Source organism: Niabella sp. CPT15-335-S11, from assembly GCF_058792415.1.
The window spans coordinates 937,474-952,615 of sequence record NZ_JBYTEI010000002.1 but is presented as its reverse complement, the minus strand read 5'-3'; the positions used below and the strand labels follow the sequence as shown (position 1 = coordinate 952,615).

Annotated in this window: 12 protein-coding genes; 5 read left to right on the top strand and 7 right to left on the bottom strand. The window is 46.4% G+C overall.

Features of this window, described 5'->3' with window-relative positions:
* Window positions 1–136 precede the first annotated feature (136 nt).
* A complete protein-coding gene (locus AC3WS5_RS10345; protein ID WP_492467298.1) occupies window positions 137–772 on the top strand; it encodes an MgtC/SapB family protein in 636 nt (211 codons plus the stop codon).
* Window positions 773–929: 157 nt separating this feature from the next.
* Here the strand turns inward: AC3WS5_RS10345 and AC3WS5_RS10340 are convergent, their stop codons facing one another.
* A complete protein-coding gene (locus AC3WS5_RS10340) occupies window positions 930–2,246 on the bottom strand; it encodes a MutS-related protein (RefSeq protein ID WP_492467297.1) in 1,317 nt (438 codons plus the stop codon).
* Between the two features lie 42 nt (window positions 2,247–2,288).
* On the bottom strand, window positions 2,289–3,653 hold the full coding sequence (locus AC3WS5_RS10335; RefSeq protein WP_492467296.1) for a dihydroorotase: 1,365 nt from the start codon (window positions 3,651–3,653) through the stop codon (window positions 2,289–2,291).
* Window positions 3,654–3,728: 75 nt separating this feature from the next.
* Between AC3WS5_RS10335 and AC3WS5_RS10330 the strand changes: the two genes are divergently transcribed.
* A complete protein-coding gene (locus AC3WS5_RS10330) occupies window positions 3,729–5,399 on the top strand; it encodes a hypothetical protein (protein WP_492467295.1) in 1,671 nt (556 codons plus the stop codon).
* 96 nt (window positions 5,400–5,495) lie between these two features.
* Here AC3WS5_RS10330 and AC3WS5_RS10325 read toward each other — a convergent pair whose 3' ends face one another.
* The 3 genes from AC3WS5_RS10325 to AC3WS5_RS10315 all read right to left on the bottom strand — a co-directional run bounded on the left by AC3WS5_RS10325 (window position 5,496) and on the right by AC3WS5_RS10315 (window position 9,086).
* Window positions 5,496–5,780 carry a hypothetical protein gene (locus tag AC3WS5_RS10325; protein ID WP_492467294.1) on the bottom strand — a complete coding sequence of 95 codons (285 nt, stop codon included), beginning with the start codon at window positions 5,778–5,780 and terminating at the stop codon, window positions 5,496–5,498.
* Between the two features lie 293 nt (window positions 5,781–6,073).
* A complete protein-coding gene (locus AC3WS5_RS10320) occupies window positions 6,074–7,432 on the bottom strand; it encodes a pyridoxal-phosphate dependent enzyme (RefSeq protein ID WP_492467293.1) in 1,359 nt (452 codons plus the stop codon).
* Window positions 7,433–7,496: 64 nt separating this feature from the next.
* Window positions 7,497–9,086 carry a S41 family peptidase gene (locus tag AC3WS5_RS10315; protein ID WP_492467292.1) on the bottom strand — a complete coding sequence of 530 codons (1,590 nt, stop codon included), beginning with the start codon at window positions 9,084–9,086 and terminating at the stop codon, window positions 7,497–7,499.
* A 181-nt stretch (window positions 9,087–9,267) separates the two neighbouring features.
* Here AC3WS5_RS10315 and AC3WS5_RS10310 point away from each other — a divergent pair, with 181 nt between their 5' ends.
* Window positions 9,268–10,131, top strand: coding sequence for an N-acetylglucosamine kinase (locus AC3WS5_RS10310; RefSeq protein ID WP_492467291.1), 864 nt, complete (start codon window positions 9,268–9,270; stop codon window positions 10,129–10,131).
* Window positions 10,132–10,158: 27 nt separating this feature from the next.
* Window positions 10,159–10,980, top strand: a complete 822-nt coding sequence (gene murQ, locus AC3WS5_RS10305; protein ID WP_492467290.1) for an N-acetylmuramic acid 6-phosphate etherase — start codon at window positions 10,159–10,161, stop codon at window positions 10,978–10,980.
* Between the two features lie 62 nt (window positions 10,981–11,042).
* Here murQ and rpsT read toward each other — a convergent pair whose 3' ends face one another.
* Window positions 11,043–11,303 carry a 30S ribosomal protein S20 gene (gene rpsT / locus AC3WS5_RS10300; RefSeq protein ID WP_492467289.1) on the bottom strand — a complete coding sequence of 87 codons (261 nt, stop codon included), beginning with the start codon at window positions 11,301–11,303 and terminating at the stop codon, window positions 11,043–11,045.
* A 208-nt stretch (window positions 11,304–11,511) separates the two neighbouring features.
* Here rpsT and AC3WS5_RS10295 point away from each other — a divergent pair, with 208 nt between their 5' ends.
* A complete protein-coding gene (locus AC3WS5_RS10295) occupies window positions 11,512–14,250 on the top strand; it encodes a 2-oxoglutarate dehydrogenase E1 component (protein WP_492467288.1) in 2,739 nt (912 codons plus the stop codon).
* 185 nt (window positions 14,251–14,435) lie between these two features.
* Here the strand turns inward: AC3WS5_RS10295 and AC3WS5_RS10290 are convergent, their stop codons facing one another.
* Window positions 14,436–15,083, bottom strand: a complete 648-nt coding sequence (locus tag AC3WS5_RS10290) for a response regulator transcription factor (RefSeq protein ID WP_492467287.1) — start codon at window positions 15,081–15,083, stop codon at window positions 14,436–14,438.
* Window positions 15,084–15,142: the final 59 nt, after the last annotated feature.

Sequence of the window (15,142 nt, the reverse complement as noted above, 5' to 3'; positions counted from 1 at the left end):
CAGGATCACAGCCTGCTTTAAATTGGTGGTAAAGTAACAAATATTTTTTAAAGGGTTTTTTATCGGATGAAGATAATAAGATTCGGGAACTGCGTATTAATATCTATCTTCAGTTGTGATAAATAACGGTTATTTTATGAGTGATTTTCCCTTACATGAGTTTTGGCTTCTGGGCATTTCGCTGTTGATTGGCGTGGTCATCGGGAGCGAGCGCCAATACCGGCACAAGTCCGCCGGATTAAGAACCCTGATGCTCGTCTCTGCGGGCTCCTGCCTCTTTACTATTCTTTCTATTAAAATTGGGATTGAAAGCCCAGACAGGATCGCGTCAAACATTGTCACGGGTATTGGTTTCCTGGGCGCCGGTGTGATTTTCAGGGCCGAGAACCGGATCAGCGGCATTACCACAGCATCTGCTATCTGGATCACTGCTTCCCTGGGAATGAGTGTGGGTGCGGGTTATGTTGATATAGCCATCCTGGGCGCCGTGGCCGTGCTGATCATTCTCTGGCTTTTAGTGTATTTGGAAAAGTTCCTGGAAAAGAAGAGTACGGTACGTAATTACAAGATCAGTTGCCTGAATACGCTTGAACAATATTCGCACTATGAAAAAATGTTTAAATCTCACCACCTTCGGTATATCAGACTTAACCAGTATAAGGATCGGAATAGCTGGACGGGAAACTGGCAGATCAGCGGCGCTGAAAAAAACCATGAACGTCTGGCCATGATCCTATTGAACGATGCCAATATTGAAACGCTGGATTTCTAAAAAATAAAAACCTGCTTCAGTTTTTTTGTTCCCTGCCGCGGCTCATTATTCCGGCGCCGCTTCCAGCCCTTCCTAAGTTGGGTTTCTCTTAATTTGGAAAGGTCGCAATGAGCACTTAAACTTTTCCCGGATGATGCCTTTGGCTTAAGCAGAACGCCTACAGGCTATCCAGCAAATCCACGACTCCTTCTTTCTTGAGAATCAGGTAGCCAAACCGGTCCTTACTAATGCCTTCTTTAAGCTGGTAGCTGAATTCAAGCGCCCCATTTGTGATCCGGGTTTCAAATTGACGAAAGGTTATCGTGGGCTCCAGGACGAGCTCTTCACCAATTTCATACAAATGGGTAGAAAGGACAAACAACGAATGGGTTACTTTTACTAAGCCCCTGATTACAGTGAGGGAGCACTTCATAGCGTCCTGGATGTTGGTGCCTTTGAATAATTCATCAATCAATACCAGCCATTTCTTCTGATCTCTTATCTTTTCTATCGTGTTCCTGACACGCTGGACTTCATTAAAAAAGAAGCTCTCGCCTTTCGCAATATTATCAACCACGTTTATGTTGGTGATCAGTCCGTCAAAAACGGTAAGCCGCATAGCTTTCGCGGGGACGCCCATACCCAGGTGAGCCAGGAAGACTGCACCACCCAGCGATTTGATCAGCGTACTTTTGCCCGCCATATTCGCTCCGGTCAGGAAAATAAAATGATGGTCGGGGTTCATCTCAAGGTCGTAAGGCACGGGATCAGGCAACAACAAATGGTATAGCCCTTTAGCTTTGATGAAAGGACTTTCCTGGGCTTCAAATTCGGGGAACGAAAGATTAAATTTTTTAACGGCAACTGCCATCGAATACCAGGCATCCAATCTGAAATAAATATTCATGAGCTCCCGGAGTTTCTCGACCTGGGGGCCCCTGACCTGTGAGGCAAAATACAGGTTCCTGGTAATGGATAATTGGCCTTCCTTCGGAATTTCGGATAATAACCGGAAGGTTTCGTGCTTGAGCAACTGTTCCACCCGGTCCAGCTGGACTCTGGCCAGGACGGGCAGATCAGGGTCTGACAGAATCTCTGCAATTTTCTTGATACCCCTGAGAAAATCTGCAAAATGTTTCACTGAGAACCTGATCATCGCGTAGTCTTCGCTGTGGAAGACTCTGTAAAAAAAAGAGTCAATCGGAGATGGCCGGGGGCTGATGGTATCCAGTGCGTAGTCGAAGAATTTCTCCATCACCACTATGGTCCCGTTGGTTATGTCTGACGGCCATTCATCAACGCGTTCGACCATCTTACTGAGTATAGCCTGTGTGGCTTTAATCTCTTTGATTTCATGAAAAGGATTTGAAAAATAATATTTCAGCCATCCCCTGCCACCAGCCGTTTTCGTGAAATTCAGCTTATGAAAAATGGAATACTCCACCTCGGTATGAAAGATGGAGAGATCAGCGTAGGAAATGTTATCGATTTGCATATAGCCGGCTTATTAGTTTTCCTGACTGGCGAATCCTTTGGATCAATCCCGGTCAAAAAGGAGTCTTTGTCCCCTGTAAGACTCATCCCATACCCCGTTTCCATAAACCAGGTGCCCGTTTACAAAAGTATGGGTAATGCTGGCTGGAAAGTGGAATGGACCATTGTCTTTGCCTGCTTTTTCAAATGGGCTCCAACCGCACTTATAGAGGATATTTTCTTTTGTTACTTCAAATGGGTTTTCGGTGCCTACCATGACCAGGTCCGCGAAGTATCCTTCCCGGATATAGCCCCTGTTCTGGATACCAAAACAATCGGCTACAGCATGACTCATTTTCTCAGCAATTTTCGGAAGTGATATTTTCCCTTCCTGGTGATAATATAACATCAACGGCAGGGCATGTTGCACCAACGGTAAGCCTGCATGGGCTTCCAGGTAGGGGCCGGTTTTCTCTGCCAGGGTATGCGGGGCATGGTCTGTGGCGATGACGTCCAGTCCGTCATCCAATAATGCTTTCCAAAGCGCTTCTCTGTTTGCAGGGGCCTTAATGGCTGGGTTACATTTAATCAAATTACCCAGGTTGGGGTAATCGTCGGCGGTAAAATGAAGATGGTGTACACAGACCTCTGCGGTAATTCTCTTTTCTTTTAGCGGCAGTGTATTGGAAAACAATTGTAACTCTTTCTCTGTACTGATATGCAATATGTGCAGCCTGGTATGAAATTTTTTGGCGAGCTGAACGGCATAGCTGGAGGAAATGAAACAGGCATTCTCATCTCTGATCCGGGGATGGTCGGCGGCGGTTAGCGTTCTGTTTTCCTGCAGTGCTTTTTCAAGGTTATTCCGGATGGTGCGCTCATCTTCGCAGTGTGTAGCAATCAGCAATTCACTATCCCGGAAGAGTGACTCCAGCACGGCCGGATTTTCCACCAGAAGGTTCCCGGTGCTGCTTCCCATGAATATTTTGATCCCGCAGATCCTGTCTTTGTACAAATTGGCCTGGAGTGCATCGCCTGCGTCATCATTACGGGTCCCCATATAAAACGAATAATTGGCGATAGAAGTCCGGGCGGCTATCTCATATTTCTGTTCCAGGCGTTCCATCGTATCGGCCGGGGGCAGGGTGTTAGGCATTTCCATAAAACTCGTGATACCTCCCGCAACAGCGGCCCTGCTTTCGGTGGCGATTGTTGCTTTATAGGTCAGGCCGGGCTCCCGGAAATGAACCTGATCATCGATAACACCGGGCAGCAGGAACTTTCCGGTGCCATCAATCTCCTGGTGGTTTTCCTGCACCTGAATGCTTGGCGCAATTTTTGCGATTTTTTCGCCACGCAAGTAAATGTCTCCGGCCAAAGTTTGGCCTTCGTTCACAATCTGTATATTTTTGATAAGAAAATTATCCATATTCTGATTACTTATTGAAATTCTATGTATAAGAGCACTAAAACCAGTTGCCTGTTGGCCGCTTTATTGTTTACAATGTTACAAACAATGGCGCAAACAGATCCGATTGAATTAAGCGACAAGCAGAATCTTCTGTTGAACCGCCTGGATATTAAATTGCGTGGTGATTCCGTGTTGCAATTTACCACAGTCAGGCCGTTTGGCAGAAAAAGAGCGACTGAAAGGGTGGAGCGCATCAATGGTCTTTATCAGTCGGGCGAACTGCCGGGCGTACTGTCGCGGGTGGATCTGCATAATATCCGGAGTATGCTGATGAATAACAGCGACTGGACGCTGAACTACGCGGATTCATTTCAGCGCAAACCTATCCTGGGCGCATTTTTCAGGAATCCTGCCCATCTATTTGCCGTTGATAAGCGGCAAGACTACAGTCTGATCATCGACCCCGTCATCAATTTTGAACTTGGCAGGGCCACCGGCGAGAATACGTTTGTGAATACCCGGGGAATACGTTTTCGCGGTCAGATAGATCAGCGGGTTGGTTATTACCTGTATTTTTCAGAAAATCAGGAAAGGGATCCTGTTTATGTACAGCAATACACAGCAGGCCATGTGAGTGTACCGGGTAAAGGGTACTATAAATCTTTCAAGGGAACCGGGTATGATTACTGGGATGTGCGGGGAGGTGTAACCTTCCATGCAGGCCGCAATATTGATTTCCAGATCGGGCACGACCGGTTTTTCGTCGGTAACGGATACCGGACTTTATTTATCAGCGATTTTAGCGCGCCCTTTCCTTTTTTGAAATTGGGTGTTCAGGCGGGGAAAATACAGCTTACATCCGTAGCGGCCCAAACTATTGCGCCGTTCGATAATTCCTATGGCAGCAAAGACTCAACCAGGCCCAGGAATTACATGATGTTCCATTACCTGAGCTGGCAGCCGCTGGACTGGCTGAATGTGGGTTTCTTTGAATCCACCATGTTCAACAGCAGCAAGAACGGGGGTTTGCAGGTGGGTTATCTGAACCCGGCGATGTTTAACCGCGCCTATTCGTCCTACACAGGTAATAGTGCCAAATCCAGCATCGGGCTCGATGCCAAGGCGAATTTTGCAAAATATTTTCAAATTTACGGGCAATGGCTGATCAACGAATTTGTGGGTAGCAAGGTATTCTCTTCCGGTGGCGCCTGGGTAAATAAACACGGCTACCAGGTTGGTGCAAAATATGCAGATGCTTTTACTATTAAGAACCTGGACCTCCAGGTGGAAGGTAATTTTGTCAGACCGTTTACCTACACCGATAAGTGGGCCCAGAACAATTTCCTGCATTACAACCAGCCGCTGGCGCATCCGCTGGGCGCGAACTTCAGAGAATTTGTGGCTATAGCTAATTATCAGCCCCTGCCCAGACTTTATGTGAATGCCATGGTGATCTCCTATCTGAAAGGATTGGATACGGCTTCTTATTATTCTGCTTATGACTCGCCCAATTTCGGGGGTGATCTGTTTCGCAATTACAACGATGGGCGAGTGGCCGAAGATGGGTATTCAATCGGCGGCGGGATCAGGAATCGGGCGATGCTTGGCTCACTGACGGTCTCTTATGAGATCCTCCCAAATCTCTTTTTCGATGTAAATGGCGCATACCGTGTTTACCGGATTGAAGGCAAGGAAGACGACAAAACAAAATGGATAAGCGCCGGACTCCGTTGGAATATAGCACGGAGGGATTTTAGGTTTTAGGTTTGGGGTCGTTGAGGCTGAAGTTAATGTAAAGGCTGAGGTTAAGGCCGTAGGTAGGCAGATCTTAACGTTGGGGTTCGTCGCGGGGATACCATACTACAGCTTCACAAAATATCTGTATGTGCCTTTATTCATCGTGGTAAAAGAGCGCACCCTGTCTCCATTAAACAATACATATATATAAGGTTTATCTTCGTACTTTACAGCATAAATATCTTCCTGTGTAAAATTTTCCATAAATATATTTTGGTCTTTTTTTTTCAGATTGTCATAGCTGGCAACACTGAATCTGCTGAATTCTTTATTAGAAATATCCTTTTGAACAGAAGATAATAGTTGTAGAAATATTTTTGAATCTTTGGAGAGGTTACTTGTATCCAAAAAACGTCTTTTTATTTCGCTGGAATCCTTTACAGAAAAAGTAGCGATTGCGTTAAAAAAAGACCTTGTTATGGCAGGCCTGTTTTCATTTTTTAATTGGCACCCCCAAAATATAAATACTAGTAATATAATTATAGTTGGTATTTTGAGATTTAGCATAGTCGTTGTTATAATTTTTATTTGCAAGACCTACTATTCCTATCCGATGCTCATGATGATGTATTTTTAGTAGGGAAAACTAGTCTCCTCTTTATTTAAAACCCAGGACACCATTTCAGAAAGCATCGAAATCATCACCCCAGCGCCTGAATCACATCATATTTTGTTATAATGTGATAATTGCCTACTTCATCCTTTGTCATCACAGCCCCGATATCGCGGGTGATCAGCAGTCTGATTTTTTCGACCGATGTTGAAAAATCCACAACAGGGAGTGGCGCTTCCAGCACTTTTTCGATCTTTTCATTTTTCAGGTCGGGATTCGTAAATATCCGCTGGAACAACCCGTTTTCACTGATGGCGCCAACAGGCTCACCATTCAGCATCACCGGAATATTCTCAATGTCAAAAACCTTCATCAGCTCCACAGCTTCGGCCACCGTTTGGTCGGGGCTCAGGCTGACCAGTTCCGCAGGCCCTGACCTGGAGTTGACAATATCCTGGATACTTTTAACTTCCAGGAAACCACGCTCCATCATCCATTGATCATTATAAATTTTTCCAACATACCTGCTACCATGGTCATGAAAAATACAAACGACCAAATCATCCTTGGTCAGACTGCTTCGTAGCTGCATCAGTCCCTGCACACAGCTTCCGGCGCTATATCCGCAAAACAATCCCTCTTCCCGCGCCAGCCTGCGGGCCATAATAGCGCCGTCTTTGTCGGTAACCTGTGTGAAAACGTCGATAACGCTCATATCGTAATTCTTCGGGACAAAATCTTCACCAAAGCCTTCGCTGAAATAAGGGTGCACCTCTTTCATATCCACCTCGCCCGTGCGGAAAAATTTAGTCAGCAAGGATCCATAAACATCCACCGCCCAAACCAGGATATCGGGGTTCATCTCCTTCAGGTACATCGCTGTACCCGTGATCGTGCCGCCGGTCCCAGCCGTGCACACCAGATGGGTTATTTTTCCATCCGTCTGTTTCCAGATCTCCGGACCGGTTGTCTCGTAGTGCGCCAACCGGTTAGCCAGGTTATCATACTGGTTCATGTAATAGGAATTTGGGATCTCCTCAGCCAACCTTGCCGCCACACTGTAATAACTTTTCGGATCGTCAGGTTCCACATTCGCCGGACAAACAATCACATCAGCACCCACTGCTTTCAGCACATCCGCTTTTTCCCTGGATTGCTTGTCGGTGGTTACAAAAATGCATTTGTAACCTTTGATGATGGCAGCCAGCGCGAGCCCCATACCCGTATTGCCGCTCGTGCCTTCGATAATGGTTCCGCCGGGTTTAAGTTTGCCTTCCTGCTCGGCCACCTCGACCATCTTGATGGCCATCCGGTCTTTCACGCTGTTACCGGGATTAAAATAATCCACTTTGGCAAGTACAGTGCAGGGGAAATCCCGGGTAATCCGGTTTAACCGGATCAATGGGGTGTTACCAATAGTTTCTAAGATATTATTTTTTATGTCCATGTGAATGGTGTAATGACAGGTTTGAGATTTTTGACTGACCCAAATCCGGATAAGAAATCCGGGTCTATTTGTTTTTGAGAGCTTCGACCGCCCTAATAAAGGCGGGATCATGTTTGTTGAACACCTGGTAAAATCCGGGATCCCTCCATTTGAACCTTGCCAGGTAGGCGGCCATCCGGTACTCCACCCTTTGTTTTTCCTCTGCCGGAATAACCGAGAGGTTCACCGAATCTTTCCTAGCCCAAGTTACGAAATCATGCCAGATTTTCGGTGGTAACTGGAAATTGTCGGTGTATTCGCGGACGTCTTTGTAAGCGTTTAGTACCTGGGGATTCTGCAGGTAATAATGAAACAGGAAATCGTTAAAGGATCCGCTAAAAAATAACCGGTTAATTTGAGCCGAGGCCCTTGCAGTATCCAGCCCCACAAATATATCCGGCATAATACCGCCACCCCCATACAGCAGCCTTCCACCGGGAGTTCGGTATTGTTTTCCGTTCTTTACTTTATTACTGTCTGCATAAAAAGCCTGACCATTGGCATAGCGTTCCCACACCTCATCCATGTACACTTTCTTACCCTGTGAGTAAGGTTTTTGTATACTGCGACCCAGCGGTGTGTAATACCTGGAGACGGTCAGCTTGATCGCTGACCCATCGCTCAGCGGGAACAGTTCCTGGACCAGTCCTTTTCCAAATGTCCGCCTGCCCACGATGGTAGCGCGATCCCAGTCCTGCAGCGCGCCGCTTACAATTTCGCTGGCGCTGGCAGACAGTTCATCAACCAGTACCACCACTTTGCCTGTTTCAAAGATCCCGGGCCGCTTACAGCGATATTCTTTTTTCGGGCTATTGGTACCCAGGGTATAAACGATCAGTTTGTCTCCATCCAAAAATTCATCAACAATGTCAACGGCCTGTTCCATATAGCCGCCACCGTTCCCTCTCAAATCAAAAATCATCTCGTTCATCCCCAGCTTTTTCAAACTATCCGCATTTCCCATAAACTCCCGGTAGCTGTTTGTCGTGAACTTATCAAGTTTGATATAGCCGATATGCTTGTCCACCATATAGGCGGCAATAACGCTGGGCGAAGGAATATACTCGCGCGTTACCGCAACTGTCAGTGGTTTGCCATGCCTGAGGATCAGCAATGCCACCTTCGATCCCTGGGGCCCGCGAATAAGATTCCGGATTCTAAGGCTGGTAACGTTTTTCTGCACCAGGGAGGAGTCATTCACCCTAATGATCTGATCTCCTATCTGTATTCCCGCTTTTTCGCTGGGGCCGTTTTTTATTACATAGGTTACATTTACGGTGTCTCTGATCAGGTTAAATTCCACGCCAATGCCCTGAAAATTTCCCGAAAGATCCTCAGTGGCTTCTTCCAGTTGAACAGGAGGTAAGTAAACCGAATGCGGATCCAGTCTGTTCATCATTTCTGTGAGAGCGGCGGCTTCAAGGGTATCGGAACGAACAGAGTCCACATATTTCAACTTGATAATTTCCAGCGCTTCCTGCAGGGCGCTGCTTTTGGGCAGTTTAAAGAACCTGTCGCCGGGCTGTGCACTGCTAAATCTGTAACCAAGATACATTCCAATGATCATCACCACCGAAAACATCAACGGGAGCCAAACCTCAAACTTCTTTTTCATTAATTTTTATTTTCGGGACTGCAAAATAGCCAAAGTTTGTTGTTAATCCGGAGTAATATCCGGGATTTTTGAAATATAAAGCGATGAATGCCCTTTCAAGGGTACTCTCCATCTGTTATTAAAAATGCAGGAAGCGTGACAACCTCCACGAATAGCGGAGTTATTCCTAATAGTGGTATATTTGAGAAATTTCTTCCTGATGCCTCCCATTCAGTTAATTGCAGACGCCGGCGCCACCAAAACGGAATGGGCGTTGGTCAAAAACAAGAAAGTCAAAACGTTTCTTACTTCGGGCATCAGCCCCTATTTTCTGGATGAAGCAAAACTGATAAACCTCTTGAAAGAAGAGCTTGTGCCTCTAACAAAAAATTCAGCAATCGATCAGATATTTTATTATGGAACGGGTTGTCTCAATCCGGACAATGCCAGAATGGTCAAAAAAAGTTTGAAGAAGGTCTTTCCGGAGACGAAGGTGATGGTGAGTCATGATGTGGAAGGTGCGGCCCGGGGTTTGTGCGGACACTCCAGGGGTATTGCCTGTATCCTGGGAACAGGATCAAGTTCCTGTTATTATGATGGGCGGAAGATTAACAAGAACAAGCCGGGGTTGGGATATGTACTGGGAGATGAAGGAAGTGGTGCTTACCTGGGGCGGAAAGTACTGCAGTATTTTATGTATAACACCTTCGATGAGGATTTAATGGCCCGGTTTGATGCATCCTACCTGACTAATGGCGCCGAAATACTCGAAAACGTGTATCGGAAACCGCTGGCCAACAGGTATATGGCATCTTTCACGAAGTTTTTGGCCGAAAACCGTGGGCATTATATGATTGAGAATATCATTGAGGATGGTCTCAATGATTTCTTTTTTACCCACCTTTGCAAATACCAGGAGTCATGGAAATACCCGGTTCATTTTGTAGGCGGTGTTGCCTTTGGATTCCGGGATGTGCTGAAAGAACTTTGTGAAAGCTATGGATTCGAATTGGGAAAGATATTACAGAAGCCTATAGACGGATTAATAAATTATCACGCTGAATAATTACTTTAAAAATTTCTAGTTGATTATATGTCGGGAGAGAAGATAACGGAACAGCCAAGCAGGTACGACCATCTCGAGAGTATGTCTGTTTTAGAACTACTCACTGCAATGAATATTGAGGATCAGGCTGTACCGCTCGCAGTAAAAGCGGTCATACCTCAGATCGAGAAACTGGTAGAAGCCATTATTGATAAAATGGTGATGGGTGGACGGCTGTTTTACATCGGCGCCGGCACCAGTGGCAGGCTTGGTATCCTGGATGCCAGTGAAATACCCCCGACCTACGGAATGCCTGCCGGTGTAGTGATAGGTATCATAGCAGGTGGTGAAAAAGCCATTACTACGCCAGTAGAGAATGCCGAGGATGATGAGTTACAGGGTTGGGAAGACCTGCAGGCACATCAGATCAGCGAAAATGACGTGGTTGTAGGTGTCGCTGCAAGCGGCAGTACACCTTATGTGATCGGCGCCCTGAGAAAATGCAGGGAGCACCATATCATCACGGGTAGTATTACCAGTAACCCGAATGCCAAGGTTAGCACCGTTGCTGACTTTCCGATTGAAGTGATCGTGGGACCTGAATTTGTGACCGGCAGCACCCGCATGAAAAGTGGTACCGCTCAAAAACTGGTGCTGAATATGATCTCCACCACTGCGATGATTCAGCTGGGCAGGGTAGAAGGCAATAGGATGGTCAATATGCAGCTTACGAATGAAAAACTGGTGGACCGGGGTACGCAGATGCTGATGGAAAAGACCGGTATCCGGGACTACGAAACCGCCCGCCGGTTACTGCTTGCAGAGGGGAGTGTTAAAAAAGCTACAGATACTTTCCAAAATGGGGGGTAGAAAAAAAGAGAAGGACAGTCTTGTCCTTCTCCCTTGAGATTATATCGATTGTTCTTTTATGATCAGGCTGTTGGGGCGGCTGCGCTCAAACGCTTAGCCAGCTTGCTTTTCAGATTGGCAGCTTTGTTTCTGTGGATAACGCCTCTGCGTGCCAGCTTATCAATCATGCTTTCCACTGAAGGGAGACTTGCCGCAGCATCTTTTGTATCGGCAGCCTTGAAATCCCTGATGGCGTTCCTGGTGGTCTTGCCGTAATACTTGTTTCTATCCCTGCGTTTTGCAGCCTGACGCGCGTCTTTTTTTGTAGCTTTATGATTGGCCATTTATTCTATTTTGGACGGCAAAGGTAAGGTAAAAATCTAATACGGCGGCAAAAAATAATATTTTCGTGCTCTTTATCCCGCCGGTGAAATCTGGTGTACGGGCCAAAAACTTGGCAAACCGTTGAAAACCGGCGGAAATGTTGTACCTTAGGGTTTTCATTGGGCAGTTAAATTAAAACTCTAAAAATATATAATCTTCTAGTTTGCAATGAAAGATTTTTCTTATATCATGGGTTCCTCTCCGGGTTTTATTGAAAATATGTACCGCGATTTTGTGGCTGACCCCGGAAGTGTTGACCCGGATTTCCGCAAATTTTTTGAAGGCTTCGATTTTGCGGTCGCTAACGGCTCAGCACCTAAAGTGAATGGTACTGTTCCCGCAGAACCGGGTGCAGGCTGGGAAAAGGAGCTGTCGGTGTACCGGCTGATTTTGGGGTACAGGAACAAAGGTCACCTGATCGCAAAAACCAACCCGATCAAAGAGCGCAAGGACCGCGGAGCCAACCTGGATCTTTCATTTTTTAAACTGTCGGGGGAAGACCTTGATACGGTTTTCGAGGCGGGCAGATTCGTGGGATTGGGTCCGGCTACGCTTGAGCATATCGTCCGGCATCTGAAAAAATGTTATGCAAATCACGTTGGGATTGAATTCAAATATATCGGTGATCAGGACAAGGTTGATTGGCTGACGCGGGAAATTGAGCAGGATTTTAACGTGCCACTGCCGCTGACCAAGCAGCAAAGAATTCTGGAAAAACTGAACGAGGGCGTAATTTTTGAAAAGTTCCTGAACACCAAATATGTTGGCCAGAAAAGGTTCTCACTGGAAGGAGGGGAAACCACCATTCCAGCGCTTGACGCGCTCATCAATAAATCCGAAGAACTGGGTGTGAAAGAAGTAGTTTTCGGAATGGCGCACCGCGGACGTCTGAACGTACTGGCGAATATTCTCGGAAAGACCTACGAACAGATTTTCAGCGAGTTCGAAGGTACCGGAGAGATCAATCAGACCATGGGCAGTGGCGATGTGAAGTATCACCTTGGATTTGGGAGTGAGGTACTCACCGCTCAGGGTAACAAAATACACCTGAAACTCATGCCCAACCCCTCACACCTGGAGGTCGTGGATCCGGTGGTGGCAGGTTTTGCAAGGAGCAGTGCCAATATTCTTCATAACGAACAATACAGCAAGGTTTTACCGGTGCTGATACACGGCGATGCCGCTATAGCGGGTCAGGGAGTCGTTTATGAGTTGCTCCAGATGTCGAAGCTGAAAGGGTTTGAAGTTGGCGGCACCATACATTTCGTGATCAATAACCAGATTGGATTTACAACCGATTTTTCTGATGCGCGGAGTTCAGATTACTGTACATCTCTGGCTGCCATGGTACAAAGCCCGGTGTTGCACGTGAATGGCGACGATCCCGAAGCTGTCGTAAAATGTATCGAAATAGCAGCCCGCTACAGGCATGAGTTCCAGGAAGACGTGTTTGTGGATATGGTCTGCTACCGAAGGCACGGGCATAACGAAGGCGACGACCCTAAGTTCACCCAGCCATCCATGTACAAACTGATTGAAAAACATCCGAATCCCAGGGAAGTATATGTTAACTATCTGCTTGAAAACGGCGAAGAAGATGCACGCGATCTGGCCAGAGAAATGGAGAAGAAATATTGGGCTGATCTCCAGGACAGGCTGGATGAGGTGAGGCAACATCCGCTCCCGTATAAGTACCAGTCACCGGAACTGTTGTGGAAAAAACTCCGGAAGGCTGTGCCCACTGATTTTTTGCAGAGTCCGGACACCGCAGTTTCAGAGGAACACCTGTTGACCGTTTTCAATGCGATCATGACCCTGCCGGAAGGGTTTACGCCGCTTCGAAAGGTTGAAAAGCTGATTCGCGATAAGAAGAATCTCTTTGAAACGGAGACGAAGATCGACTGGGCGACAGCGGAATTGCTGGCTTTTGGTACGCTGTTGCTTGATGGATCGGATGTCAGAATGAGTGGCCAGGATGTTGGCCGCGGCACATTCAGTTCGAGACATTGCATTTTGCGGGACGAAATAACTAACAAGGATTATAACCGGTTATCGCGGATACCCGGGGCCACAGCCAAATTACGGATCTATAATTCACTGCTCAGTGAAAATGCAGTCCTGGGTTTTGAATATGGCTTTGGAATGGCAACGCCCAATGTCCTGGTTATCTGGGAGGCGCAGTTTGGCGACTTTGTAAATGGCGCACAGGCCGTCATTGACCAGTTTGTTGTGGGCGCTGAAACAAAGTGGAACCGTATGAACGGACTGGTTATGTTGCTGCCTCACGGGTATGAAGGTCAGGGCCCCGAGCACAGCAGCGCCCGGATGGAACGTTTCCTGCTTGCTTGTGCCGAACTTAATATTGTTGTCACCAATGTTACCACCGCTTCTAATTATTTTCATGCGTTAAGACGTCAGCTTGCCTGGCCTTTCCGGAAGCCGCTGATTAACTTTTCACCAAAGGCCAACCTGCGACATCCCGGATCTTATTCACATAAAGATGAATTCCTGTCTGAAAAATTCAGGGAAGTGATCGATGATGCATCAGTTTCGGATCCCGCGACGATAAAGAAAGTTTTGTTCTGCTCAGGGAAAATCTATTTCGAACTCAATGACCGGAGACAAAAAGAGGGGAGGACGGATGTTGCGATTGTGAGATTGGAACAGATCTATCCGGTACCGGCCCAACAATTGGAGAAATTGTATGACAAATATAAAAATGCAGTTTGGTTTTGGGTGCAGGAGGAACCGCTGAATATGGGAGCAGCCTCTTTCCTGCAAATGCAGTTCAGGTCCGTCAATTATGGAATTATTGGTCGAAAGCCAAGTGCATCTACCGCTTCAGGTTTCTCAAAAGTGCATAAAGAGGAACAGGAGGAAATTATCAGCGCTGCTTTTTCAATCTAATTCTTGAAGGTGATCTTTAATCGTGCCGGATTGTTGCGTTTAAAACAGTTGAATCAATGTAGAATTCCTGGTCTTCTCCGTGAATCATCTTTTTCGTCAGGTTCAAGATCAGGCGGCCAGAGAAAAAAAATGGGCAGAATAGACATTCCGCCCGTTTATATTCAAAACTAAACATGAGATCCTGTTCAAATCAACTTTTGATTCAAAGCCTTGACCACCGCTTCTGCCACAGAATTGACCTGTAGCTTTTCGTAGATTTTTTTGATATGCGTGTTTACCGTGTGAATGCTGAGGCTGCAGGCTGAAGCCACCATTTTGTGACTATAGCCTTTTACAAGGAATCCCAGCACTTCGCGTTCGCGGGGCGTAAGGCTGATTTCCACGTTGTCGTCAATAAAAATATTTTTCTGAAATGCCGTCAGTACCTTTCTGGCGATGGATGCTGTCATAGCAGCATCACCATTATTGACGTCTTCAACCGCCTGTAGAAGTTGTGCCGGCCCCGATTTTTTAAGGATATAACCCGAAGCGCCGGCGCAGATCGATGCGAAAATCTTGTCATCATCCTCAAATACCGTCTGCATCAGCACCTGCACCTTCGGGAAATTGAGTTTAATGAGTTTCACACCTTCAATACCATTGACATTCGGCATGTCAATATCCATCAAAACCACATCAGGAGCGGACTTCCTGACATCTGACACAACATTGCTGCAATCAAAAAAAGTACCCGTACAGGTCATTTTAGGGGAGGAATTGATCAACAGACACAGACTCTCTCGGCGGTAAGTGTTATCATCAAAAACGGCAACTCTAATATTTTTCTCACTCATGGATATCAAATATAATATATACCGCTCTAACCGATTATCACTAATTCGTGTGATCTGAG